Annotated in this window: 24 protein-coding genes; 10 read left to right on the top strand and 14 right to left on the bottom strand. The window is 54.6% G+C overall.

Annotation, left to right across the window (positions count from 1 at the left end; genetic code table 11):
• Positions 1-58: 58 nt before the first annotated feature.
• Positions 59-517 carry a Fe-S cluster assembly transcriptional regulator IscR gene (gene iscR / locus OCA8868_RS00650; RefSeq protein WP_093994639.1) on the bottom strand — a complete coding sequence of 153 codons (459 nt, stop codon included), beginning with the start codon at positions 515-517 and terminating at the stop codon, positions 59-61.
• Between the two features lie 186 nt (positions 518-703).
• Here iscR and OCA8868_RS00645 point away from each other — a divergent pair, with 186 nt between their 5' ends.
• From OCA8868_RS00645 to typA, 8 genes are all read left to right on the top strand, one after another.
• Entirely contained in the window at positions 704-1,357 is a 654-nt protein-coding gene (locus OCA8868_RS00645) for an alpha/beta hydrolase (protein ID WP_093995453.1), read from the top strand.
• Positions 1,357-1,608, top strand: a complete 252-nt coding sequence (locus OCA8868_RS00640) for a hypothetical protein (RefSeq protein ID WP_093994638.1) — start codon at positions 1,357-1,359, stop codon at positions 1,606-1,608. Before OCA8868_RS00645 ends, OCA8868_RS00640 begins: the two co-directional genes overlap by 1 nt.
• A gap of 1 nt (position 1,609) precedes the next feature.
• Positions 1,610-2,056 carry a hypothetical protein gene (locus OCA8868_RS00635; RefSeq protein ID WP_093994637.1) on the top strand — a complete coding sequence of 149 codons (447 nt, stop codon included), beginning with the start codon at positions 1,610-1,612 and terminating at the stop codon, positions 2,054-2,056.
• Positions 2,056-3,207: an HD domain-containing protein gene (locus OCA8868_RS00630; RefSeq protein WP_093994636.1), complete on the top strand. Its 1,152-nt coding sequence runs from the start codon at positions 2,056-2,058 to the stop codon at positions 3,205-3,207. Before OCA8868_RS00635 ends, OCA8868_RS00630 begins: the two co-directional genes overlap by 1 nt.
• Before the next feature lie 224 nt (positions 3,208-3,431).
• Positions 3,432-4,643, top strand: coding sequence for an NADP-dependent isocitrate dehydrogenase (locus OCA8868_RS00625; protein ID WP_093994635.1), 1,212 nt, complete (start codon positions 3,432-3,434; stop codon positions 4,641-4,643).
• A 93-nt stretch (positions 4,644-4,736) separates the two neighbouring features.
• Positions 4,737-5,366 (top strand): YitT family protein, encoded by a 630-nt coding sequence (locus OCA8868_RS00620; RefSeq protein ID WP_093994634.1) that lies wholly within the window; start codon positions 4,737-4,739, stop codon positions 5,364-5,366.
• Between the two features lie 12 nt (positions 5,367-5,378).
• A complete protein-coding gene (locus tag OCA8868_RS00615; RefSeq protein WP_093994633.1) occupies positions 5,379-5,714 on the top strand; it encodes a DMT family transporter in 336 nt (111 codons plus the stop codon).
• A gap of 109 nt (positions 5,715-5,823) precedes the next feature.
• Positions 5,824-7,641 carry a translational GTPase TypA gene (typA, locus tag OCA8868_RS00610; protein WP_093994632.1) on the top strand — a complete coding sequence of 606 codons (1,818 nt, stop codon included), beginning with the start codon at positions 5,824-5,826 and terminating at the stop codon, positions 7,639-7,641.
• Between the two features lie 125 nt (positions 7,642-7,766).
• Here the strand turns inward: typA and alaS are convergent, their stop codons facing one another.
• A complete protein-coding gene (gene alaS, locus OCA8868_RS00605) occupies positions 7,767-10,421 on the bottom strand; it encodes an alanine--tRNA ligase (protein WP_093994631.1) in 2,655 nt (884 codons plus the stop codon).
• Between the two features lie 129 nt (positions 10,422-10,550).
• Positions 10,551-11,627 (bottom strand): recombinase RecA, encoded by a 1,077-nt coding sequence (gene recA / locus OCA8868_RS00600; RefSeq protein WP_093994630.1) that lies wholly within the window; start codon positions 11,625-11,627, stop codon positions 10,551-10,553.
• Between the two features lie 181 nt (positions 11,628-11,808).
• Between recA and OCA8868_RS00595 the strand changes: the two genes are divergently transcribed.
• Positions 11,809-12,408 (top strand): gamma-glutamyl kinase, encoded by a 600-nt coding sequence (locus OCA8868_RS00595; RefSeq protein WP_093994629.1) that lies wholly within the window; start codon positions 11,809-11,811, stop codon positions 12,406-12,408.
• Between the two features lie 87 nt (positions 12,409-12,495).
• Positions 12,496-13,407 carry an MBL fold metallo-hydrolase gene (locus OCA8868_RS00590; protein ID WP_093994628.1) on the top strand — a complete coding sequence of 304 codons (912 nt, stop codon included), beginning with the start codon at positions 12,496-12,498 and terminating at the stop codon, positions 13,405-13,407.
• Here OCA8868_RS00590 and OCA8868_RS00585 read toward each other — a convergent pair.
• From OCA8868_RS00585 to soxY, 11 genes are all read right to left on the bottom strand, one after another.
• The gene (locus tag OCA8868_RS00585; RefSeq protein WP_093994627.1) at positions 13,404-14,459 is read right to left on the bottom strand and encodes a YeeE/YedE family protein; all 1,056 of its coding nucleotides are present in this window, start codon (positions 14,457-14,459) and stop codon (positions 13,404-13,406) included. The genes OCA8868_RS00590 and OCA8868_RS00585 overlap by 4 nt on opposite strands.
• A gap of 31 nt (positions 14,460-14,490) precedes the next feature.
• Positions 14,491-15,714, bottom strand: a complete 1,224-nt coding sequence (gene hemA / locus OCA8868_RS00580) for a 5-aminolevulinate synthase (protein WP_093994626.1) — start codon at positions 15,712-15,714, stop codon at positions 14,491-14,493.
• 8 nt (positions 15,715-15,722) lie between these two features.
• A complete protein-coding gene (locus OCA8868_RS00575) occupies positions 15,723-16,154 on the bottom strand; it encodes a DUF302 domain-containing protein (RefSeq protein WP_093994625.1) in 432 nt (143 codons plus the stop codon).
• Between the two features lie 84 nt (positions 16,155-16,238).
• Positions 16,239-17,510, bottom strand: coding sequence for an NAD(P)/FAD-dependent oxidoreductase (locus OCA8868_RS00570; protein ID WP_093994624.1), 1,272 nt, complete (start codon positions 17,508-17,510; stop codon positions 16,239-16,241).
• A 26-nt stretch (positions 17,511-17,536) separates the two neighbouring features.
• Positions 17,537-18,241 carry a c-type cytochrome gene (locus OCA8868_RS00565; protein WP_093994623.1) on the bottom strand — a complete coding sequence of 235 codons (705 nt, stop codon included), beginning with the start codon at positions 18,239-18,241 and terminating at the stop codon, positions 17,537-17,539.
• Positions 18,238-19,485, bottom strand: coding sequence for a c-type cytochrome (locus OCA8868_RS00560; protein ID WP_093994622.1), 1,248 nt, complete (start codon positions 19,483-19,485; stop codon positions 18,238-18,240). Before OCA8868_RS00560 ends, OCA8868_RS00565 begins: the two co-directional genes overlap by 4 nt.
• Positions 19,469-20,743, bottom strand: coding sequence for a sulfite dehydrogenase (gene soxC, locus OCA8868_RS00555; RefSeq protein ID WP_093994621.1), 1,275 nt, complete (start codon positions 20,741-20,743; stop codon positions 19,469-19,471). Before soxC ends, OCA8868_RS00560 begins: the two co-directional genes overlap by 17 nt.
• Before the next feature lie 15 nt (positions 20,744-20,758).
• Positions 20,759-22,462, bottom strand: coding sequence for a thiosulfohydrolase SoxB (gene soxB, locus OCA8868_RS00550; protein ID WP_093994620.1), 1,704 nt, complete (start codon positions 22,460-22,462; stop codon positions 20,759-20,761).
• Positions 22,463-22,563: 101 nt separating this feature from the next.
• Positions 22,564-23,415, bottom strand: coding sequence for a sulfur oxidation c-type cytochrome SoxA (soxA, locus tag OCA8868_RS00545; RefSeq protein ID WP_093994619.1), 852 nt, complete (start codon positions 23,413-23,415; stop codon positions 22,564-22,566).
• Between the two features lie 24 nt (positions 23,416-23,439).
• Positions 23,440-23,769 (bottom strand): thiosulfate oxidation carrier complex protein SoxZ, encoded by a 330-nt coding sequence (soxZ, locus tag OCA8868_RS00540; RefSeq protein WP_093994618.1) that lies wholly within the window; start codon positions 23,767-23,769, stop codon positions 23,440-23,442.
• 14 nt (positions 23,770-23,783) lie between these two features.
• Positions 23,784-24,200, bottom strand: a complete 417-nt coding sequence (soxY, locus tag OCA8868_RS00535; RefSeq protein ID WP_093994617.1) for a thiosulfate oxidation carrier protein SoxY — start codon at positions 24,198-24,200, stop codon at positions 23,784-23,786.
• Between the last annotated feature and the right edge of the window lie 11 nt (positions 24,201-24,211).

The following is a 24,211-nucleotide window of genomic DNA, read 5'->3' as shown; positions in this document are numbered from 1 at the left end:
CCTTCTTTCTTTTTGCGCACCGCAGGTGCGCCCCCGCCCGCCGCAGGCGCAAACCCGTTCATTCGTCCACAACCTCAAACAAGGACGGAACCGCCGGACATGGTGCCAGCTCGTTTTGCACAACGTCGCTCAGGCGGGTCTGGTGCAAAAATACGTAAACATGTGCACTCAACCCCTCCCACAACCGATTGGTCATAGACTGCGCACGGCTGCCAGATGATCCACCAGACGCGCCCGCCCCTTGATGCATTGCACTTACGGTTTCATCCACAGCTGACAAAATCTCGACAACGCGAATGTCTGACGCATGACGCGCCAGCTTATATCCGCCCCCCGGGCCACGCACGCTTTCCACCAGCCCCGCTCGACGGAGCTTTACGAAAAGTTGTTCTAAATACGGCAAAGACACATCTTGACGCTTGGACAATTCGCCAAGACTAACCAGTGTCCCCTCGGGTTGAAGGGCAATGTCGGTCAACGCCACCATTGCATACCGGCCTTTTGTACTTAATTTCATAGACCTTTCCCCATTTCGTTTCGTGCTTATACGTTGACGTGGCCCCACGCTGCGATTAACTCAAGCTAACCGCAAAGGATCAAACGGGTCCCGCGCGCGAATTAGAATCTTTCTAAGGTGACTGAGCGTTTTTGTCAACTATTGCGCAGCGCACCCATGAACAACAGCAGACGAGAAACGGACAACATGCCCGAAGTCATTTTCCCAGGACCCGAAGGTCGCCTCGAAGGCCGCTACCACCCACAAAAAGAACGTGACGCGCCAATCGCGATCGTCTTGCATCCGCACCCGCAATTTGGCGGAACGATGAACAACAAGGTGGTCTACAACCTGCACTATGCTTTCTATCAGATGGGCTTTACGGTTTTGCGCTTCAACTTCCGTGGCGTTGGTCGTTCTCAGGGTGAATATGATCAAGGCATTGGCGAATTGTCCGATGCGGCATCCGCACTGGATTACCTGCAGTCGATGAACAACAACTCCAAGCATTGCTGGGTTGCTGGTTTCTCGTTCGGTGCATGGATCGGTATGCAACTTCTGATGCGCCGCCCTGAAATCACTGGCTTCATCTCGGTGTCGCCCCCCGCCAATATGTATGATTTCAGCTTCTTGGCCCCTTGCCCAAGCTCCGGTCTGATCATCAACGGCGCAGCGGACCGCGTGGCACCTCCGGCGGATACCGTGAACCTTGTGAACAAACTGCACGAGCAAAAGGGCATCACCATCACCCACGAAGAAACTCCGGGTGCAGGCCACTTCTTTGAAGATCCACACATGGATCCGATGATTGATACGGTGCAAACCTACGTCAAACGGCGCCTGACAGAGAACACGCGCTAATGTCTGAAAGCCTGACCAAACTGGCCGCGAAATTGGCCGAAGATGTACTTGAGATTCAAAAGGCCACGGGCGAAGACCGCTTGTTTATCGAACTCGGTCACATTGTCGGCGCGGCATCCCAGACGCTGGAAGAGGCATTCTTAACCGAATGCCGCATCCGCCTCGCCGAACAAGGCGCGCGCAAGTTCCTTGATAACAAGATCGCGGAACTGGCGGCAAAGGCCGAAGCGCAGGCAAAATCCAAAGGCTAGGATGCGAGAAGCCGACCATATCCTGATCCCGCTTTTGGATGAAACCTTCGCCTTGGCACAGGTGGCGAGGATCGAATGGGGCCGCACCCGTATCATGATCCTCATCTCTGATCGGTCAAGCGCGCGCACTACAAAAGCCAAGGCAATACCAGCTGATGCAATCGTTGCCGCAGCGATTGTCTCGTCGGATGCAGTCCAGCCCGAGCAATGGCCGGTCATCGGTTACGACGCCGTACCCCGCATCGCCGGTTACCACGATCTGTACCTAGCCGGTGAAGACCCAATAGCCCCTGCCATCGTCGAAGCCTTCGCAACCGCCCTTCACGGCCTCTACCCTTGGGACGGCTTTCCTGATCCGGATTTCTTTACCAATATGTTACGCGATCCCGAAGTATTACCTGCCAAGGCCCGTATGACGTCTGATTTTCCAAAACCCGAAAGCCCGTGATGCAAGACCGGATAACTGCGCAGCTCGCGTTTTTGATTGAAACTGACAAGCTCAAATCCGTCACCCGCGCAAATGTGCTGTCAGATGGGTCACGGTTTGAAAACACGGCGGAACACTCATGGCATGTCTGCCTTTGGGCGCTGATCTTTGCGGATCACTCAGGCGGTGCAAATATCCCCCGCGTCATTCAAATGCTCTTGGTGCACGACATCGTTGAAATTGACGCCGGCGATCACCCAATTCATCTTGATCACGACATGGACGAAGTGCGCCGTCTTGAAGCAGACGCCGCAACTCGCATTTTTGGCCTGCTCCCCGTAGATCAAGGCATCAATTACCGCCTTTTGTGGGAAGAATTCGAAGACGGCAAAACCGCCGACGCCCGCTACGCCAACATGATCGACAAAGCTTCACCAATGTTTCAAGAGCTTTCCAATCCGGTGCAGACCCAAGACGAACACGACATACTGCGCGGCATCTTGGAGACTGGCCGCTTCAGCGATCTGCATGATGACTGGCCCGAAATCCACCAACACGCGTCGAACTTGCTGAACAAACGCCACCTTGCGCTGCTTGAACCTTTGGCGTCGCAACTACGGTTCATCATGGAAGCCGACCAACTCAAATCCGTGCTGCGCGGCACAACTCTTTGTGACGGATCACGGCACGAAAACTCGGGCGAGCACAGTTGGCACATCATGCTTTGGGCGATGACACTCCACGAACACAGCCACGCACCAGCGCAACTGGATGTCGTTCTTATGATGCTTCTTTTGCACGACATTGTTGAGATCGACGCTGGCGACAACCCAATCCATGGATCGTTTGATGTCGCCGCAGTTGAGGCCGCAGAACAAGCCGCCGCGGATCGCCTCTTTGGGATGCTGCCCCCTGCACAACGCGACGGTTTACGCGCGACCTGGGAAGAATTTGAAGCGGCAGCCTCCGTCGATGCCATCTTCGCTAAATCTCTCGACCGTGCGCAGCCGCTCATCTGCAATCTTGAATCCGGTGGCGGTTCATGGCGCGAATATAACGTCACGCGTGATCAACTCGACGCCCGCGTCGGCCATAAGGTCAAACGCGGTGCCCCTGCCCTTTGGGACGCCCTTGTACCCGACCTTGACGCATGGTTCGCAGCAAACACCTAACTCCTGTTTGTCTTTGTTTCTCAAATATCCTCGCCGAAGGCAGCAAAATTTTTTAAAATTTTGCCCCCCGCCCGCCGCAGGCGCTAATGAAATGTTGGGAAAGCCAAGCTAAGAGACAACAAAACCATACTCAGATTTCTGCATACAATTGTATGCAGTCTTTCCAACACGCCTCAGATGGGCTATCTGAACGCCAATTCACATGCACATAAGGATATCCCCCGATGGATAAGATCAAAGTACAAAATCCGATCGTCGAGATGGATGGCGATGAAATGACCCGCATCATTTGGGCGTTCATCAAAGACAAGCTGATCCTGCCCTATTTAGATATAGATCTGCTCTACTATGATCTCGGCATGGAAAGCCGCGATGCAACGGATGACCAGATTACCATAGATGCCGCTGAAAAGACCAAAGAAGTTGGCGTCGCCGTCAAATGTGCGACCATCACACCGGATGAAGCACGGGTTGAGGAATTCGGCCTCAAGAAGATGTGGAAATCCCCGAATGGCACGATCCGCAACATTCTTGGCGGTACGATTTTCCGCGAGCCGATCATCTGTTCCAACGTGCCGCGCCTTGTTCCGGGGTGGACGCAGCCGATCGTGATTGGCCGCCATGCTTATGGTGACCAATACAAAGCCACTGATATGAAATTCCCAGGGCCGGGCAAGCTCAGCATGAAGTTCGTCGGCGAAGACGGCACCGTTGTCGAAGAAGAGGTATTTGACGCACCATCGTCCGGTGTCTACATGGGCATGTATAACCTTGACGCTAGCATCGAAGATTTCGCCCGTGCGTCGTTCGAATACGGCCTCAAGCGCAACTTCCCTGTTTACCTATCAACCAAAAACACAATCCTGAAACAGTATGACGGCCAGTTCATGCTGACTTTCCAACGGATTTTCGACGCGGAATACAAAGACAAGTTTGACGAAGCCGGCCTTGAATATCAGCACCGTCTGATTGACGACATGGTTGCGTCGGCAATGAAATGGTCTGGCGGTTATGTCTGGGCCTGCAAAAACTATGATGGTGATGTACAGTCAGACACCGTCGCGCAGGGCTTTGGCTCGCTGGGCCTGATGACCTCCCAGTTGATGACACCCGATGGCAAGATCGTCGAATCCGAGGCCGCCCACGGCACCGTGACGCGCCACTACCGCCAGCACCAAAAGGGCGAAGCGACCTCAACCAACTCTATCGCGTCTATCTTTGCGTGGACGGGTGGCTTGCGTCACCGCGCCAAGCTGGATGACAACGCCAAGCTGACAAAGTTTGCTGAAACGTTGGAAAAGGTCATCGTGGATACGGTTGAATCCGGCTTCATGACAAAAGACCTCGCGCTACTCGTTGGGCCAAACCAATCTTGGCTCACAACGGAAGGGTTCCTCGAAAAAATCGACGAAAACCTGAACGCGGCTCTCGGTTAATCCCCCACTACAGCACGCTACAATCAAAGGGCTGCCCTCACGGGTAGCCCTTATTTGCTGGACACCCCCCAATTCGGCAAATACCTCTGCTTCATGTCTGATAAAGCCCTGATCCCACCCAAAAACCGCCCTCGCCGCCATACTGTGCTGGAAGACGCACAAGGCCTCGTCACGGGGGCCGGTATGGCCGCGTCAGCCCTTGTTATCCTGACCCATCTTGGTCTGGTGACCGGGCAAACTGCGGGTCTTGCGTTACTGCTGTCATACGCAACAGGCTATTCATTTGCGTTTATGTTCTTCTTGGTGAACCTGCCGTTCTATTGGCTGGGGTACAAACGTATCGGCCCGCGCTTTGTTTTGAAAACGGTCATCGCTGTCGTCCTCGTTTCCGTGTTCTCGATCTGGTTTCCGACCTTAATGAGCTTTGAAGCACTAGATCCGTTTTATGGTGTGGCCCTATTTGGCGCACTGAATGGCGCAGGCTTGCTGGCGATCTTTCGTCATGGTGCCTCACTTGGTGGGGTCGGCATCCTTGCGCTTTATATTCAAGAAAACACTGGCTTTCGCGCGGGCTTCACGCAGCTGGTGTTCGACGCCTGCATCTTTGCTGCAGCCTTCTTCATCATTGATGCGCGTGCTGTGTTGTTTTCAATGCTAGGCGCGTTCATCGTCAATATGATCATCACATTCAACCACCGCAAAGACTGGTACGTAGCCACGTAAAGGACGCGAAACATGCCGACGCATTTCATCACGCTTTTTGTCGCCGTTATTTTTGAAACCATCGGCACGACCGCGCTGCAAGCCAGTCAACAGTTCACGAAACTTGGGCCCTCGATCATTGTCGTCGTCGCCTACAGCCTTGCTTTTTACTTACTGGCACTGACGCTCAAGTCGATGCCGGTTGGCATTATGTATGCAATTTGGTCAGGCTCTGGAATCGTTCTGATTGCCCTCATTGGTTGGGTCGTTTTCCGCCAAACACTGGATTGGCCTGCAATCCTTGGAATGGCGCTGATCCTTATCGGAATTGCCATCATTCTGTTGTTATCCAAAACCGCTGTGCACTAAGCGGCGTTAGATAACCCTAGCCTTTCTGCCAAAGGCGCGGTAAAGCCCGCGCAACGTCATTCACGGGCCCGCTTTTGCGCCCGTTCTAATGCTTTCTTAAGGACATCCAATGGAACTGCGTAACATCGCTATCATCGCCCACGTTGACCACGGCAAAACCACACTTGTGGACGAGCTTCTGAAGCAATCAGGCACCTACCGTGAAAACCAAGCGACAACAGAACGCGCTATGGATTCCAACGATCTGGAACGTGAGCGCGGCATTACAATTTTCGCCAAGCCAACATCCGTTGAATGGCAAGGTCACCGCATCAACATCGTTGATACACCGGGTCACGCTGACTTCGGCGGCGAAGTTGAACGCATCCTCTCCATGGTTGATGGTGTTGTCCTGCTGGTTGACGCTGCTGAAGGTCCGATGCCACAGACCAAATTCGTGACGTCCAAGGCGCTGAAGCTGGGCCTAAAGCCGATTGTTGTGATCAACAAAGTCGACAAGCCGGACGGCGAGCCCGACCGTGCGCTGGATGAATGTTTTGACTTGTTCGCCAGCCTTGATGCGACCGACGAACAGCTTGATTTCCCACACATGTATGCGTCTGGCCGTTCCGGCTGGGCGGACATGGAACTCGACGGGCCGCGCAAAGATTTGCAAGCTATGTTTGAGCTGATCACAACCCACGTCCCTGCCCCTGCGCAGATCCAAAACGTAGACAAGCCATTTACAATGCTGGCAACGACACTGGGTGGTGACCCGTTCTTGGGCCGCTTGCTGACAGGCCGCGTTGAAACCGGCACTCTGAAGGCTGGCCAGACGATCAAGGCGATGTCACGCGATGGCACATTGATCGAAAACTTCCGCGCCACGAAAATTCTGGCGTTCCGCGGGCTTGAGCAGACTGCGATTGAAACAGCCGAAGCTGGTGACATCGTGTCCATCGCGGGCATGTCCAAAGCAACCGTTGCCGACACGCTGGCAGATACGTCTGTCGAAGAGGCCATTCCTGCACAGCCGATTGACCCGCCGACCATCACCGTAACCTTTGGCATCAACGACTCTCCACTTGCGGGTCGTGACGGCAAAAAGGTTCAGTCCCGCGTTATCCGCGACCGTCTGATGAAAGAAGCCGAGTCCAACGTGGCGATTAAGGTGACTGACACGCCCGGTGGCGATGCGTTCGAAGTAGCTGGCCGTGGCGAATTGCAGATGGGTGTTTTGATCGAAAACATGCGCCGCGAAGGTTTTGAGCTGTCGATCTCTCGCCCACAGGTGTTGTTCAAAGACATCGACGGCGTGCGCCACGAGCCGATTGAGGAAGCAACAATCGACGTGGATGACGAATACTCTGGCGCGGTTATCGAAAAAATCACCGGTACGCGCAAAGGTGAGTTGGTTGAGATGAAACCAGCCGGTGCAGGCAAGACGCGCATCATCGCACACGTCCCGTCCCGTGGTCTTATCGGCTATCACGGCGAATTTCTGACCGATACACGCGGCACAGGCGTTATCAACCGCGTGTTCCATGACTGGGCACCACACAAAGGCAAGATCCCGGGCCGTCGCGCGGGCGTTCTGATCTCCATGGAAAACGGTTCAACCGTTTCCTTCGCGCTGTGGAAGCTTGAAGACCGCGGTAAGTTCTTCATCGGTGCGCAGGTTGAAGTGTATCAGGGTATGATCATTGGCGAACACAGCCGTGAAAACGATCTTGAAGTGAACCCGCTGAAGGGCAAGCAGCTGACCAACGTTCGGGCCTCCGGTACGGATGAAGCGGTTCGATTGACGACACCAGTTACACTGTCCTTGGAAGAAGCGATTGCCTACATCGACGATGATGAGCTGGTTGAGGTTACGCCAAGCTCTGTTCGGTTGCGCAAGCGCTACCTTGACCCGCATGAGCGCAAGCGCCACGCGAAGGCTGAGTGACAACTCGCTGAATAGATTAGCAAAAGGGCCGCGCTTCATATGAAGGCACGGCCCTTTTTGTTTGACGTTGTAGGGGCGCTGCCCCCGCTACGCTCCCCCGGGATATTTCTAAAACAAAAGCAAAGTTAAGAGGAGATTACAGCCTCGGCTGCGGCGATAGCTGCATCAGCGTTCCCTGCGTCCTTGCCACCACCCTGCGCCATATCTGGGCGTCCACCGCCACCTTTGCCGCCAAGTTCAGCCACTGCGGCGCGTACAAGATCCACGGCGCTGACTTTGTCGGTCAGGTCCGCTGTAACGCCCGCTGCTACGGCCGCTTTGCCGTCTGAAGCTGCGATCAACAGGACAGCACCGCTGCCCATTGCCGCTTTCATCTCGTCAATCATGGCGGGCAAATCGCGACCTGTGACGCCTTTCATCACTTGAGCTTTGAACGCTACGCCGTTGATTTCTTTCGCTTCTGCTGCGTCGGACTTCGCGCCACCACCCATCGCAACTTCGCGACGCAACTGTGCAACCTCGTTGGCGAGCGCTTTGCGTTCATCCATCAGCGCTTTGACGCGTGTTGAAACATCAGCAGCAGCCGCTTTGAGGAGTGCGGCCGTTTCGGACAGGCGTTGATCTTGGGTGAGCAAAGCATCCAATGCAGCCTGACCTGTCAGCGCTTCAATCCGGCGCACACCAGCGGAAGATGCTGAATCGCCCAAGGTGACGAAGGCCCCGATGTCACCGGTTTGGCGCACGTGTGTACCGCCGCAAAGTTCTAACGACCATGTTTGGCCATCAGCACCCTTGCCTGTGTCAGCGCGACCCATAGAAACCACTCGGACTTCGTCACCGTATTTTTCGCCAAACAACGCCTGCGCGCCGATCGCACGGGCGTCGTCGGGTGTCATGATGCGTGTATCGACAGATGTGTTTTGGCGGATCATTTCATTCACACGGGTTTCGACTTGGCGGATTTGATCCTGCGTCATCGCGTCGTTATGGCTGAAATCAAACCGCAAACGATCCGGCGCGTTGAGAGAGCCCTTCTGCGCAACATGGTCGCCCAAAGCTTCGCGAAGGGCTTCGTGCAGTAAGTGCGTTGCGGAGTGGTTGGCGCGGATGGTACTGCGGCGGGTGTGATCCACCGTTAGCTCGGTGCCCTGCCCTTTGGTCAGCGTACCGTCCGTGACCTCGGCCATGTGCAGGAACAATCCGGCGACCTTTTTGGTATCCGTAATTCGTGCTGCACCCGTTTCGGTTTTCAACACGCCTTCGTCGCCAACCTGACCACCGCTTTCAGCGTAGAAAGGCGTTTGGTTGAAGATCAGCGCGACGGTGTCGCCCTTTTTGGCGCTATCAACAGCGTCGGTATCGGCGACAATTGCCAAAAGCTGACCTTCGGCGGTTTCGGTTTCATAACCCAAGAATTCGGTGACGCCGTGCCGATCCGCCAAGTCAAACCAGATCGCAGCGTCTGCCGCGGCACCCGTGCCAGACCACGCCGCGCGCGCTTTGGCCTTCTGTTCAGCCATAGCAGCATCAAAACCGTCTACATCTACGCCGTGTCCCTTTTCACGCAAGGCATCTTGGGTCAAATCAAGCGGGAAGCCGTAGGTGTCATAAAGTTTAAACGCAGTTTCACCTGGCAAATCGGCGCCTTCATCCACGTCAACCAATGCGTCATCCAGCAGCTTCAAGCCGCGATCCAGCGTTGTTTTGAAACGTATTTCTTCGTTCAAGAACGTATCTTCGATCAAGGTTTGACCTTGACCCAGTTCGGGGTAAGCCGCGCCCATTTGTTGCACCAAAGCTGGAACCAGCTTGTGCATGACGGGGTCTTGTGCGCCCAACAGGTGCGCGTGGCGCATGGCGCGGCGCATGATGCGGCGCAGCACGTAGCCGCGGCCCTCATTGGACGGCAGAACGCCTTCTGCAATCAAAAAAGATGTAGAACGCAGGTGGTCTGCAATCACGCGGTGATGCACGTTCTGATCGCCAAACGGATCGGTCGACGTTGCATGGGCAGACGCCTCGATCAGGGCCTTGAACAGGTCTGTCTCGTAGTTGTCATGACCGCCTTGAAGCAACGCGCCGATCCGTTCCAGCCCCATGCCAGTATCGATGGATTGCATGTCGAGCGGCTTCATTGTGCCGTCTTCGAACTGTTCGTTCTGCATGAAAACGACGTTCCATATCTCAATAAAGCGGTCGCCGTCTTCGTCAGCTGATCCCGGAGGGCCGCCCCAGATGTGATCGCCGTGATCATAGAAAATCTCGGTACATGGGCCGCACGGACCAGTCGGCCCCATGCGCCAGAAGTTGTCGTCCGTGGCGATGCGAATAATACGATCTTCCGGCACGCCGATCTTTTTCCACAACTCGAACGCCTCGTCGTCGGTGTGATAGACGGTGGTCAGCAGTTTGGATTTGTCGATGCCGAAGTCCTTGGTCAGCAATTCCCACGCGAACGGGACCGCCTCTTTTTTGAAATAGTCGCCGAACGAGAAATTCCCGAGCATTTCAAAGAATGTATGGTGACGTGCGGTGTAGCCGACATTATCGAGGTCATTGTGTTTGCCCCCTGCGCGGACGCATTTCTGCGACGTCGTCGCGCGCTGGTAGTCGCCAGCTTCAACACCGGTAAAGCGGTTCTTGAACTGCACCATGCCGGAATTTGTGAACATCAGCGTCGGGTCATTGCGCGGCACCAGCGGGCTGGAGGACACGACCTCATGTCCCTGACGTTTAAAGTAATCAAGGAAGGTAGAACGGATGTCTGACAAGCTGGTCATGGCACTTCTTTCGGGCGGGTTAATTGCGACCCATGAAATAGCCCTGCACCTGCGCCAAGTCCACAGTGGGAAAACAGAAAAGGGCGCAAGGTTTCCCCTGCGCCCTTCAATTCTAGTAATCAGGCCGGATTAGTCTTCCAGCAAGGCACCATCATCATTGGCGGCATCTTCCGCGCCGTCAAAATCAAGCCCGTGCGCTGCGCGGATCTTATCTTCGATCTCGACTGCGAAATGCGGGTTGTCGCGCAGGAAGGATTTGGCGTTCTCGCGCCCCTGCCCGATGCGTTCATCCCCGTAGGAGAACCAAGAACCGGATTTCTCAACCACACCGGCCTTCACACCCATGTCAATCAGCTCGCCCATCTTGGAGATGCCTTCGCCGTACATGATGTCGAATTCAACAACTTTGAACGGTGGTGCAACCTTGTTCTTTACGATCTTGACCTTGGTGGTGTTACCCACAACTTCGTCGCGATCCTTCACAGCACCGATGCGGCGGATGTCCATGCGCACGGAGGAGTAGAACTTTAGCGCGTTACCGCCTGTCGTTGTCTCAGGAGAACCGAACATAACACCAATTTTCATCCGGATCTGGTTAATGAAAACAACAGTACATTTAGTGCGGCTGATCGAACCGGTCAGCTTGCGCATCGCTTGGGACATTAAACGCGCATGCACGCCAACGGAATGATCCCCCATGTCGCCTTCAAGTTCTGACTTCGGAGTCAAAGCTGCCACGGAGTCTACGACAACCATGGATACAGCGCCGGAACGCACCAATGTGTCAACGATCTCAAGAGCTTGCTCGCCCGTGTCTGGCTGGGAAATCAGCAGTTCATCAAGGTTAACACCAAGCTTTTTAGCATAGCCCGGGTCAAGCGCGTGTTCCGCGTCAACAAACGCACAAACACCGCCCTTTTTCTGCTCTTCTGCGATGCAGTGCAGTGTTAGCGTTGTCTTACCAGATGATTCCGGCCCGTAAATTTCAATGATGCGACCCTTCGGGATACCACCAATGCCAAGCGCAATATCCAGCCCGAGTGAACCGGTTGAGGTGCTTTCAATCTCTTGCACGGCATTGCCGCCCAACGTCATGATTGAGCCTTTGCCGAACTGACGTTCGATCTGTGCCAGCGCAGAATCGAGCGCCTTTTGCTTGTCCGCTGATTTCTTGTCACTCATTTTTAAAAGCTCTGCCGTTGCCATGATTTTCTTCCTTATTCCACGCCCTACTAAGGGTAGCAATTGATTGCTTTGTTCACCTCTTGTTCTCTCCCTTATGAGATCAAAACGAGAACGCATCAACTAAAATCGTTCATAACGCATCTTTCATGCCTATTGGTTAAAGAGTAGTTTACGGTTAATCGGAGAGTGGAGCCGCATATAGATGCTTGTTTTTGCAAAAGAAAAATTAGTCCTACTGGCCCTCCCGAAGACGGGTACGACTGCGATCGAAGAAGCGCTGTCACCGCGCGCTGACATGGCATTGCGCAATCCAGCGATTCTAAAACACACGCCAGCCTATCGGTATAAACGCTATTTAGAGCCTTACTTAGGCAAGTGCGGGCTGAACGACTTAGAAGTCGTTTGCACCGTGCGCCACCCGATTGGCTGGCTTGGAAGCTGGTATCGGTATCGCCAACGCCCCGCCGTTGACGGAAAACCCCAAAGCACCAAAGACGTATCGTTCGATGACTTTGTGAGTGATTACGCCAAGGGCGACCCAACAAGTTGGTCGCATGTGGGTGACCCGAAAAAGTTTGTGCGGAGCAATGATGGTGAATTAGCCGTCGATCACATGTTCCAGTACGAACAGCTGGATAAATTGGTCGCATTTCTTGAGGAACGTTTGGATACGGAAATCAAGCTTGAGAAGCGCAATGTCTCCCCTGCGGGTGACATGACACTAAGCCGCCAGACCGAAAACAAACTGATGCGAATGCGACCTGAATTGTATTCGGATTGGGAAGCCGCGCGGCATGGCTGAACTCCATCTCTCATCTGCCGTGGCATTTGACTAAACACGGAGAAACCCATTACACATTCCTAAATGAGAATATGTAAAGGACGTGCCATGACTTTATCGCGAAGAAAATTACTTTCGCTTAGCGCCGCAGGGGTCGCTGGGTCACTTTTGCCCTATAAACCGTTGATGGCGCAGACAGAAATTGGCACCTATACATTGACATCGCTATCTGATGGCTCCCTAACGCTGCCAGCGTCGATGGTCCTTGCACCTATTCCCGAAGGTGACAAAACGGGAGCAATCGAGGCGTTTGGTTTGGGTGAGGCCTTAACCCCACCTTGCAACGTCACCCTTTTGCAAACCGGTGAGCGCAACATCCTGTTTGATGTTGGTGCAGGATCCGAGTTCATGAGCAGTGCGGGCTTCTTGCTTGATGCACTTGATGAAGTCGGGCTGTCACCAGAAGATATCACCGACATTGCCTTTACCCATGCGCACCCCGATCACATTTGGGGTCTGGTGGATGATTTCGATGATCTGCTGTTCCCAGATGCGAAATACATGATTGGTCAGGCCGAATGGGACTATTGGACCAACCCTGAAACCGTCGACACCATTGATGAAGGGCGTACGACCTTTGCGGTGGGCGCAGCACGCCGTCTAGCGCGGATAGCGGACAACATCACGTTCTTCAACGACGGCGAGGAAATCCTGCCCGGCGTCGCGGCGCGTGCCACTTTTGGTCACACACCGGGGCACATTGCGTTTGAAGTACGGCAAGGCTCGAATGCGATGATGATTATTGGTGATTGCATCGGGAATGATCATATCGCACTGGCCCACCCCACGTGGAAAACTGGCTCGGATCAAGATATGGAAATGGGTGCTGCGACGCGTACATCCCTATTGGATCAGATTGCCCATGAACAGATGTCGGTTCTTGGTTTCCATCTAAAGGGCAATGGTATTGGGCGTATCGAAGCCGCTGGCGACGGATACCGTTTTATTCAGGATATCTAGGCTGTTACCGCTTGCGGGCGGTCCAGCACCAGCTTTGCACCCATCGCACCCAACCACATGCACGCAACAGCTACCCACGCCGTGAGAGAGAAGATCGCGCCGCCAGACATACCTGCGCCCACGGCGCAGCCGCCAGCAAGCATGCTGCCAAACCCCATGAGGAACGCACCGATTAAATAGCGCTCCATCGGGGTGTCTGGGCCAAACCTTTGAATGCGCAGGCCAGACATCAATGCCGCAGCCGTTGCCGCGCCGACAAACACCCCAGGAACGAGGCCAAGGCCAAAGCCCATTGGCACCGTTGGCGCTGTGACCAATGCCATCAAAGTATCCGCCGACGGCCCTGTGAACGTAACCGAGGTGATTGAAACCACATCAAAAGATGCTTGCGCAATCTGGTAGGTACCGACCCACCCGCCAGCAACCGCAAGCCCGACAATTACCGCTGCACCGTACTGGGAAACCGGAACCAGTTTTTTCATCGCGAACACAAGCGCGCCTGCAAAGCAGATACCTGCCAGAGCCGCGGCGCCGGATGCATTCAATCCAATCAGGGCCAACATATCGCGCGCCGATCCCCCTTGGATGGACCATAAACCGGACAAATAGACTCGTGCAGGTGCAAGGACCCCGCTGAGGGATGCTTGTGCCACAACCGTTAGAACCAAGCCTGTTACCAGCGCACGTAGGTTTCCTGTGCCGGACAGTACCAGTAACCGGCTCGCACAGCCGCGTGCCAGGACCATGCCGACGCCGAACATCAATCCGCCAATGATTGCCCCGGACAGGCTGCCGACGTTTGCCAATTGGCGTGCATCTGCGACACTCAGCCAACCCATTGCGATGGAAAACTGAACACCGAATACGGCCGCGCAAAACGCAATGAGCCAGATGCTCAACCGGCTTCCGAATTGACCCTGCGCAACTTCGATCGTCGCTGCACGCAGACAAAACTTTGACTGATAGGCCGCCGCGCCGAACACCAACCCGACAATACCGCCGAGCGCGAACAATACGGCACCTTCGCCGTAGATTTCCAAGAGATTTTCCATGTGACCTACCCGTTATCGAGCGTTGGAATTGCTACTGCGCCGCCATCGGAATGCGTGCCAACTCGCACTGGGACCAAAGCAGTTCCAATGCGCCAACGAGGTTATCAATATCCGCTTGGCTATGGACCGGAGACGGCGTGATACGCAGACGTTCGGTTCCCTTAGGAACCGTTGGATAATTGATCGGCTGGATATAAATACCGTGATCTTTCAACAAAATATCAGACAGGTATTTGCATTTAACCGGATCACCTACCATCACCGGAATGATGTGGCTTTCGTTATCAGTGTGTGGAATTCCAACCGCGTCCAGACGTGCGCGAACTTGCGCCACGCGCTGCTTTTGCTGCGCACGCTCAAAACTGCTGTTTTTCAGGTGACGCACCGACGCCGCCGCGCCTGCGGCAATAGCCGGCGGAAGCGCTGTTGTGAAAATGAACCCGCTTGCGAAGGAGCGGATGAAGTCACATAGCGCAGTTGAGGCCGCGATATAGCCGCCCATCACGCCGAATGCCTTGCCTAACGTCCCTTCGATCACTGTCAGGCGATCCATCAGACCGCGTTCCTCGGCGATGCCCCCACCGCGCGGGCCATAAAGGCCAACAGCGTGAACTTCATCCAGATAGGTCATCGCGTTGTACTTGTCCGCCAGATCGCAAATTTCCTCAATCGGGCCGATGTCACCGTCCATCGAATAGACGGATTCAAAAGCGATCAGTTTCGGGCGATCAAGCGGCTGCGCCTTCAGCAGCTCTTCGAGGTGTTCGACATCATTGTGGCGGAACCGCTGGCATTCGGCACGCGAATGGCGGATGCCTTCGATCATGCTGGCGTGGTTCAAAGCGTCCGACAACACCAAGCAATTTGGAATACGCGCGGCCAATGTGCCAAGCGCGGCCCAGTTGGAAACGTAGCCGGATGTGAACAACAACGCCGCTTCTTTGCCATGCAAGTCAGCAAGTTCCTGTTCCAGAACGACGTGTTGGTGGGTTGTACCAGAAATATTGCGCGTCCCGCCTGCCCCTGCGCCGACCGTATCAATGGCGTCGTGCATTGCACCCAAAACGTCTTCGTGCTGGCCCATGCCAAGGTAGTCGTTGGAACACCAGATCGTCACGTCGCGCTTATTGTCGCCGTCGCGATTCAGGGCCTGCGGAAAGGAACCGCGCTTGCGTTGCAGGTCAGCGAAGACACGGTAGTTGCCGTCGTCGCGCAGACGATCAAGTTCGCCAGTGAAAAAGTCGCTGTAGTTCATGTCGCGTGTTAATCTCCGAGGGCCTCTTGGACGATGTCGTCAAGAAGGCTTTGGACCTTCTGCATTTCGCCCTCTGGGTAGTTGCGATAGCCGATCATCACTTTGCCGTCACGTTCGGCGACAAAGACACCGTATGGGCAATATGCGATGTTCATTGGATCCGCTTCCATCACTTCGCGGGACAGGCTGGCGGAGCAAAACACAAAGATGTCTGCGGCCGTAAACAGCTCCACGTCGCTACCGACGTCTTGCGCTGTCCGTGCCAGCATTTCACCTGTGTGACTGACATAATCTATAACCAAACCATGGCCAACAATCGCGCTTTCAACTGAAAAAGTTGCGTCATCAAAGGATCCGTCAAACGAGTAGACTGTGGATCCTTGTGCCGCAGAAATCGTGGCAATTACGCTAAAGCAAGCTGAAAGCAGAAGTCGTTTCATTGTCTTTCCTCCAAAGTTCAACTTTTGGTAACGCAATTGGGTGTGCTGGACCGTGACATAGATCAAAGCCCAGCAGCTTTTTTTTTAGCCAAACATGTCGGCTGTAATGCCGTCATACCAACCAACAGATTCTTCAAACGTCGCTTGGCGCACATCCGCGCTTTCGCCGACCTCAGAAATGAACCCGTCTACCTTAGCGATCTTTTCGTCCGTTGCTTCATAAGACGCACCAACTTTAACACCGTCGTTGGTGTCGATCAGCGACCAGCATGTGTTTGCAAAACGTGCTGGGAACACAGTGGACCCCGTCAACGCACCGCGCACGGCATTGGCGCAAACCTTCGCCTGAGAGTTGGCCGAGAAGCCGGATTTGGGCATATCGCCCTGCGCACAAGCATCGCCCAAGATGTGGATGTTTTCATCCATCTTGGAAGACAGATCAGCCGCATTTACTGGGGCCCAGTTGCCTTCAGTGATGCCTGCGATTTCTGCGATCTTGCCCGCTTTCATTGCTGGGATAACGTTACAAACGTCTACGTTTGTAACTTCGCCATCAATGCTGAGCGTCATTGCGTTTGGATCAACTTCAACGTTGTCACCGCCAAAGTCAGGACCGACGCGTTCGATCATGCCCGCGTAATGCGTGCTCCAGCCATCTTCAAACAGACCCTGCTTAGAGAACTTTTCCTTCGGGTCCGCGATCAGGATCTTGGCTGTTGGATTGTTCTCTTTCAGCATATGCGCAACCATGCTGATCCGCTCATACGGTCCAGGAGGGCAGCGGAATGGGTTTGGCGGAGCAACCATTGCGTATGTACCACCCTGCGGCATGGCCTCAATCTGGGCACGCAACAGTTCGGTCTGAGAACCTGCTTTATAGGCGTGTGGCATAGCGTTCTGGGATGATACATCCCAACCAGCAACGGCACCGTCAACAAAGTCGATACCTGGTGACAGGATCAGGCGATCATATGGGATTGTGTAACCACCAGCCGTCGTAACTGTCTTGGCGTCGCGATCAACACCTGTTGCCCAGTCATGTACAACGTTGATGCCGTATTCTGCTGCCAGTGTACCGTAAGAATGGCCCAGGCTGTCCATTGTGCGGAAGCCGCCCAAATAAAGGTTGGAAAAGAAGCAGGTGTAATAGGTGCGTGTTGGTTCGATCAGCGTAACGTCGATTTCGCCATTGCTATCCTTGGCAATGTAGCGCGCAGCAGTCGCGCCACCAGCGCCCCCGCCGACAATTACAACACGTGGCTTTGCATGACCGTCAGCACGGACCAACAGCGGTGCGGCAAATGTGCCGGCTGCTGCCGCGGCGGTGCCAATAAAGGCGCGTCTGTTGAGTTTCATTTCACTTTCTCCCTAAAATGCACCGATTATTCGATGTCTTTGAAATACGCAGCAAGCGCCGCAATCTCTTCGTTTGACAGCCTCCCAGCCATCATTTGCATGACTGGATGCTGGCGAACCCCATCCTTGTAGGCATGCATGGCGATCACGAAATCTTCGCTTGGCCAATGAGTGATGCTTGGAATGCCGTTTGCCGCACCACTGGTTTGGTGGCATGCCGTGCATTCTCCGGAAAGGTATTCGCCGTACGCAGGGTCCCCCACGATCGCAAGGATTTCGGGAGCGATCTCATGGTCAACCGCAACAGCGGTTGGGGCGGATTCTGGAATGTCTTGTGGATTGTCAGAAAAGCGCCGCAGGAACGCTAGAACGTCATCACGGTCTTGTTGGTCATCAAAACCACCGAAAGACATACGTGTCTGGGACACAAGCGAACGCGGATCTTTGATATAGGCATCAAGGGTTTCGTATGTCCAAATCAAACCACCCGCAGCCGCACGTTCCATCCCGTTGGAGTAGCGATACCCTTCGGAATCCCCTGCTGGGCTGTCGAAAATGCCGTTAAGGTGCGGGCCGACCCGATCTTCCGCGCCTGCCCCTACTTGGTGGCAGCCAGAGCATTGACGGAAAAGGTTTTCGCCGCGCTCGGCGTCACCCCCTACATCGGCGTGCGCCACCGCTGCAAATGCAGCGATGGCGACTGTCGAAATGGTGTTTCTCAAAGAGCTCATTCAGCACCAATGCTTTCGATGTAAGCAAGGACCGCGGTGATGTCGGCAGGATCAGACAGACCGCGATAGGCCATCTTCGTTCCCGACATTGCACCGCGTGGGTCCGTCAAGAACGCTTCAAGCGCTTCAGTTGTCCATGTTTCACCCGCTTCAGCGGCATCCTTGAAGGAGTTGGAGTACCGGAAACCATCGATGCTGCCGATTGTACGACCTAGCAAACCGTTCAGCTGTGGACCTGTGCGGTCAGACGCGCCTTCACCAACTTCGTGGCAAGACTGACATTGGCGGAACACGCCTTTACCCGCATCGATCAACGCAGGGTCAACAGAGGCTTCAACGACTTCAGCATCACCAGTCGCGTCTTCAGCGGCAGGTTCCTCGGAGTGCATAGCTTCTTCTTCCATGCCCTCTTCTTCTGGTGTCACATCGACAACAGACGCGTGCATTGTGATTTCAACGCTGTCTTTACAACCCGTCATACATGGCTCAGCGCGCCAGATGGAGTATTCTGTTTCAGCACGGTCATCGATGACAAAGCCGTCCGCATTCGGCATTTCGATTTCAAAGAACGTCTCGTTGCTTAGAACGAAATCGTCATCAACCATGTCGTTGGAATACAGAATGTAAGCCACGATCGCATAGGTCTCATCAGCACTCAGTGTGCCCGCAGCGCCAAACGGCATAGAGCGGTTGATGTAGTCCCAAGACGTAGACAGGTACGGCCAGTAGGAACCGACTGTTTTCACTGGGTCCTCATCTGCAAGTGTGCCAAAGCCACCTGCAAGAACCGGCCAGTTACCTGAACCTTCTGCGAAGTCACCGTGACATGCAGCACACTGATCAACGAACAGCTCTTCGCCCGTCCAAACGTCACCGCTACCTACAGGCAAACCTCGCCCGTCTGGGAGAACATCAACGTCCCAAGCCGCGATTTCTTCTGGCAGTGCTTCACGGCCAAGACCATAAACAGCTTCTGCAACCGGTGCCGGCTGTGTCAGCCCACCGCCTGCTGCGGCAATAGCTTGAAACTCGTCGCGCTCTGCGGCCAGACGCGCGATCTCGGCCTCAGCAGCGCGCGCTGCTTCTGTCGCGCTCGCGGCACTTGCAGTTGATTGCTCAACTCGTGTTTCAAGGCTTTCGATTGTTTTCGCGCCGTAGTCGCGTGCCATAAAGCCGTATGCGCCACCTAATACGAGGGCCGTACCGCCAATTGCAGGGAGAAATAGATTAAGAGACTTCGACATTCTCTGCGACCCCTTCTTCGTTCACGAACCATGTTTGGATACAGTTGTTGTGGTAGACCGAGTTTTCGCCGCGCATCTCGCGGAGCTGGTCTTTGGTTGGTTGGACGTAGCCAGTGTCATCCATCGCACGGGCTTGCATCAGCATCTCGCTGCCGTCCCAATCCATATCGAGATAGAAACGGGTCAGTGCTTTGGTGTCGCCCTGCTTGCCCAAACGTGCAGTCTGCCATGTCACACCGCCATCGATGGAGACATCAACGCGGGTGATCTTACCGTGGCCGGACCATGCAAGGCCGGACACAACCAGCGGACCAGGCCCATGAGTGATCGGCATTTGCGGGCTTGGCGATGTGATGACAGATTTCGCGTCCATCACCCATGTCCACTTACGTGCAACACCGTTCTCGTGAACGTCTGTGTACTTGGATGTTTCTTCACGGCTTTCAGTGGCGGCATCTGTCACTTCAATGCGGCGAAGCCACTTGACCCACATGTTGCCTTCCCAACCAGGTACGACAAGGCGCACTGGGTAACCGTGCTCCATCCGCAATGCCTCGCCGTTAGCCTTGAACGCAACAAGCACGTCATCCAAAGCTTTTTCCATTGGGATTGAGCGACCGTTGGACGACGCATCTGCACCTTCAACATAAACCCACTTGTCCGCCAGATCGCCTGTTGCGTCGAGGCCAGCCTCGGCCAGCAGCGTGCGCAGTGGAACGCCGGTGTATTCCATGTTGTGGATCATACCGTGGGTGAACTGCGCGCCGTTCAGCTGCGCGCCAGCCCATTCCATGCCGGTATTCGCCGCACATTCGCAGAAATACACGTGGTTTTCGCGTGGCAGACGCTCAAGATCAGCGTAAGTGAATACCAGCGGGCGATCTACCAAGCCGTTGATCATCAAGCGATAATCGTCTTTGCTCAGCTCGATAGCGCCGGAGTGGTGACGTTCAAACGCGCAACCCTGCGGCGTGATCGTACCTTCAAGGGCGTGGATCGGCGTAAAGTTGATTGACGAAATTGGCGACGCAGTCAGCCAAGCCACATTGCGGCGCACGACGTCTGTTTCGAATTTGATCGGCAGACCATATGGCGTTTCATCGACGCCAACGCCGAGATAGGACGCCCAGTCCTGTAGTTCTGTGATCGCCGGATCAGGCGCGCCCTGTGCAGCCGTCTGCCCTGCGACAGTTCCCGCAGCAACTGCTGCGCTGCCGCGCAGAAACGCGCGACGGGATGTTTTTGCAAACTCATCCATTTCTATTGCTCTCCTTTAAGCGCCTACAACGTCGACACTGGTGTTCGGTGCCACGCTGACGGTGCCCTCGCGTTTGATGTAGTTTTCGACCACGTCCCAAATTGGTGGGCCTTCTGTGCCCTCGTTAACCGATGCCCACCCCGCAACCACGTAGGTCTTGGACGGGTCGATCGATTCACCGGTTTTCAGCAGCGTTAGATTGCTGACGCGCTCACCGATGGGCTTGTTGATGTCGATGCGGTAGCCCATGCCACCAACGCGGACCATGTCGCCGCCTTGCTGGTAATACGGGTCCTCATTGAACAGGTTATCCGCCACGTCCTCCATGATGGTGTGAATAAATTCACCCGTCATTTCAGTGCGATAGGCGTTCGGGTATGTCATAGACGTAACATTCCAAAGATCTTCACGTGTGATGTCCTGACCCGGCAAGATAGACGGCCCCCAACGCACCCCTGGTGACATTGCGATGTCGGCTTCGCGTTCCTCAATCAGCGCGTCACAGATCAGATCATCCCATGACCCGTTAAAGTTACCACGACGGTACAGCGTCGTATCATCGGATGTGCGACCCAAGACCTCGGACAGCTCAGCTTCAAATGGTGCGCGCTGCTCGTCGATCACGGCTGTGACCTCGGCGTCTGGTTCAATCACGTCTGAAAAAATCGGGATCAGCTTGTGGCGGAAGCCCATCATTTTGCCGTCGCGCACGTCCAGATCAACACGACTTACAAACTTGCCGTTGGAACCGGACGCGATGATGATGGTGTCGCCAACGATCACAGGCTCAGGCAATGCATCATGGGTGTGGCCCGCGAGGATCACGTCGATCCCTGTCACACGGCCTGCCATGGCTTTATCGACGTCGAAACCGTTGTGGGACAGGCAAACAACCAGCTCAGCACCCGCTGCGCGGACTTCATTAACCATTTCTTGCATCCGCTGATCGCGAATACCGAAGGAATACTCTGGGAACATCCAGCCAGGATTGGCGATCGGCATGTATGGGAACGCCTGCCCGATTACGGCAATTTTCACGCCACCACGCTCAAAGAATTTGTATGGTGCGAAGTCTTCGGATGGTTCATCCCATTCGCTATCAAAAATGTTCTGACCAAGGGCCGCGAACGGCAGGTCATTTACGATGTCGCGAACACGGCCGGAACCGAGCGTGAATTCCCAGTGGAACGTCATCGCGTCTGGCTTCAGCGTGTTCATCACGTTGACCACGTCTTGGCCTTCTGTGTGATAACACGTGTAAGACCCGTGCCATGTGTCGCCGCCATCCAGCAGCAGCGCATCAGGGCGTGCAGCGCGGATTGAGTTCACAACAGTGGACACGCGGTCCATGCCACCCATCTTGCCATAGCCTTGGGCCAAAGCGGAAAAATCGTTATATGTCAGCGCATAATGAGACGGACTTCCATCATCAATACCGTAAGCCTTGCGGAAGTCTGCGCCCGTAATATGCGGCACTGCGCCTTTGTTGCGGCCCACGCCAAGGTTTACTTCAGGTTCTCGGAAGTAGATTGGCTTTAGTTGCGCATGAATGTCTGTGACATGGATCAGGGACACATTGCCGTAGGTGTCAAAATCAAGCAGATCGTCTTGCGACAGCATTTGCTGCGCAGCCAATTTGCCCCAATTGCCGAAACCGGATGCACCGACAAGTGCACTAGCTGCCATGCTGGCTTGAAGAAAATCGCGGCGAGAAATCATGCTCTGTCCTGTCCTTTAAAATTTAATCACATTCACAAAGGTGAATGTGTTAAATGAAAGAAAGGCCGCGTACGCTTTCACGCCGCGGCCCTTCAGAATGTTTAGTTACGGACGGATGGGCCTTCGACGTCCAATCCGTTGCCCCTTGAAGCAACGTAAAGCTCAAGCGCAATAAACTCTGGGCTACCAACCGCGTAAGTCTCAGCGCGGGTGTCACGGACACACCCGCGGAAGCGGGAGTGCACACCGTTCAAACGCGCGTTCTTAAGACGATAAGTTGGGAAGCCGTTGATCTGACCTTGGCTCAAGTGGTCCGCACGGATGTTGTTGCCGTAATTGTCTTCGTGGCAATTCGCGCAAGACAATTCAAGAATGCCGGTACGTGTGTAGTACAAATCACGTCCCTGCTCCCATGTAGCCGCCGCAGGGCCATCGATCGCAACGTTGACAGGCATACCGCGAGACACGGAGGCCAAAAGCGCCGTCATGTTCAACATGTCAGGTTTGTCATATTTCCATTCTTCAGCGCCCATCTGCTCAGTGCGGCAAGCGTTGACCTGCATGGTCAGTGTACGAACTTCTTCCGCATCATCGTTCCACTTTGGATAGGTCGCACTGACACCGGCCATTTCCTCAGCATCGCCATGACAGCTTGCACAAGACTCGCCCGCTTCACCTTCGACCGTGGTCCAAGATTCAAGACCTGAATCAACAAAAATCATGCCCGGGTTTTCGAAGTCGTCCAGTTGAAACGCTTGCGTTTCTGTTGAGCGATACACCCAACCCGATGTGATTTCATCGAGGTTCTCGAGATGCGCTGGTGCCGGAGCACGTACGGTAATCTCAAGCTCGCCGTTTACGACAAGATCTGCATCCTCATCCGCAAACGCCTGCCCAAAAGGAACGGCCATTGCGAAGCATACGGCACCTATTGAAGTAAGTGTTTTTTTCATCTTGGCCCCTCCCCGGGTCAGTGATTAGCTAACGGCGATTTCTTTTTCTTCGGTGTAGATGTCACCGTCATCGTCGTACCATGTGAAGACAAACGTGCCCGCCTCTGGGACGACCGCTTGGAATTCAAGGAACGGATTTGTCGAAATCGCTGGTTCCATCGTTACGTCGATGACGTTCTGGCCGTTGAAATCACACGTGAAACGGTTGATGATCGAACGCGGGATGACGTTTCCGTCACCGTCTTTGCGCTGACCGGATTCCATTGGGTGAGAGATCAGTGTTTTGATTGTGATCGTTTCGCCAGCGGATGCTTCGCGTGGAACGCGAATGCGTGGTGTTACATTATCTGCCATGTTCTTATGCTCCCTTAGCCGCCGCAGCCGCCGATTGTGACTTTCACTTCTTGGCGCGCCTGAACAAAGGTGCCGTCAGCCATTTTTGCGATTGCAAGAACGTCTTGCGTCCCAGCAAGTCGGATCCGTGTGGACGCCATTTGCGCGCCAGCCAGTGGACCGAAGTTAAACGTGCCAACAGCCGGTGTCGGGTTACCAGTCGCGAGAACCAAGATCGCAACTGCGCCCGGGGCGTCGACTTCGATTGGCACGGTGTTGCCGTTTTCTGCGATTTCCGGCGCGACGAGTGTGATGCCGCCCTCACCGATTTCAGCGCCTTCAGTGAACGCTGCAACGTCTGCGTCTACGTCAGCAAATACTTTGAATGGAACAGCGGCCGCAACTGCGGTGCCCATTGCCAATCTGAGCGTATCTCTACGTGTAAAGCTCATGATTTCTCCTG

It is taken from the genome of Octadecabacter ascidiaceicola (genome assembly GCF_900185015.1).
In the GTDB taxonomy this organism is placed as follows: Bacteria; Pseudomonadota; Alphaproteobacteria; order Rhodobacterales; family Rhodobacteraceae; genus Octadecabacter; species Octadecabacter ascidiaceicola.
Note: the sequence above shows the minus strand (reverse complement) of the source record. Positions and strands in the feature narration are given on the sequence as shown.

Bases quoted from the DNA above. Each gene is read 5' to 3' on its own strand.
- OCA8868_RS00645 (WP_093995453.1), top strand. From the start codon at position 704: ATGCCCGAAGTCATTTTCCCAGGACCCGAAGGTCGCCTCGAAGGCCGC.
- soxC (WP_093994621.1), bottom strand. From the start codon at position 20,743: ATGGATGAGTTTGCAAAAACATCCCGTCGCGCGTTTCTGCGCGGCAGC.
- OCA8868_RS00615 (WP_093994633.1), top strand. From the start codon at position 5,379: ATGCCGACGCATTTCATCACGCTTTTTGTCGCCGTTATTTTTGAAACC.
- soxA (WP_093994619.1), bottom strand. From the start codon at position 23,415: ATGAAAAAAACACTTACTTCAATAGGTGCCGTATGCTTCGCAATGGCC.
- OCA8868_RS00625 (WP_093994635.1), top strand. From the start codon at position 3,432: ATGGATAAGATCAAAGTACAAAATCCGATCGTCGAGATGGATGGCGAT.
- OCA8868_RS00570 (WP_093994624.1), bottom strand. From the start codon at position 17,510: ATGAAACTCAACAGACGCGCCTTTATTGGCACCGCCGCGGCAGCAGCC.
- OCA8868_RS00590 (WP_093994628.1), top strand. From the start codon at position 12,496: ATGACTTTATCGCGAAGAAAATTACTTTCGCTTAGCGCCGCAGGGGTC.
- soxB (WP_093994620.1), bottom strand. From the start codon at position 22,462: ATGATTTCTCGCCGCGATTTTCTTCAAGCCAGCATGGCAGCTAGTGCA.
- typA (WP_093994632.1), top strand. From the start codon at position 5,824: ATGGAACTGCGTAACATCGCTATCATCGCCCACGTTGACCACGGCAAA.
- OCA8868_RS00585 (WP_093994627.1), bottom strand. From the start codon at position 14,459: ATGGAAAATCTCTTGGAAATCTACGGCGAAGGTGCCGTATTGTTCGCG.
- soxZ (WP_093994618.1), bottom strand. From the start codon at position 23,769: ATGGCAGATAATGTAACACCACGCATTCGCGTTCCACGCGAAGCATCC.
- recA (WP_093994630.1), bottom strand. From the start codon at position 11,627: ATGGCAACGGCAGAGCTTTTAAAAATGAGTGACAAGAAATCAGCGGAC.
- alaS (WP_093994631.1), bottom strand. From the start codon at position 10,421: ATGACCAGCTTGTCAGACATCCGTTCTACCTTCCTTGATTACTTTAAA.
- OCA8868_RS00565 (WP_093994623.1), bottom strand. From the start codon at position 18,241: ATGAGCTCTTTGAGAAACACCATTTCGACAGTCGCCATCGCTGCATTT.
- OCA8868_RS00640 (WP_093994638.1), top strand. From the start codon at position 1,357: ATGTCTGAAAGCCTGACCAAACTGGCCGCGAAATTGGCCGAAGATGTA.
- soxY (WP_093994617.1), bottom strand. From the start codon at position 24,200: ATGAGCTTTACACGTAGAGATACGCTCAGATTGGCAATGGGCACCGCA.
- OCA8868_RS00630 (WP_093994636.1), top strand. From the start codon at position 2,056: ATGCAAGACCGGATAACTGCGCAGCTCGCGTTTTTGATTGAAACTGAC.
- hemA (WP_093994626.1), bottom strand. From the start codon at position 15,714: ATGAACTACAGCGACTTTTTCACTGGCGAACTTGATCGTCTGCGCGAC.
- OCA8868_RS00635 (WP_093994637.1), top strand. From the start codon at position 1,610: ATGCGAGAAGCCGACCATATCCTGATCCCGCTTTTGGATGAAACCTTC.
- OCA8868_RS00595 (WP_093994629.1), top strand. From the start codon at position 11,809: ATGCTTGTTTTTGCAAAAGAAAAATTAGTCCTACTGGCCCTCCCGAAG.
- OCA8868_RS00620 (WP_093994634.1), top strand. From the start codon at position 4,737: ATGTCTGATAAAGCCCTGATCCCACCCAAAAACCGCCCTCGCCGCCAT.
- OCA8868_RS00575 (WP_093994625.1), bottom strand. From the start codon at position 16,154: ATGAAACGACTTCTGCTTTCAGCTTGCTTTAGCGTAATTGCCACGATT.
- OCA8868_RS00560 (WP_093994622.1), bottom strand. From the start codon at position 19,485: ATGTCGAAGTCTCTTAATCTATTTCTCCCTGCAATTGGCGGTACGGCC.
- iscR (WP_093994639.1), bottom strand. From the start codon at position 517: ATGAAATTAAGTACAAAAGGCCGGTATGCAATGGTGGCGTTGACCGAC.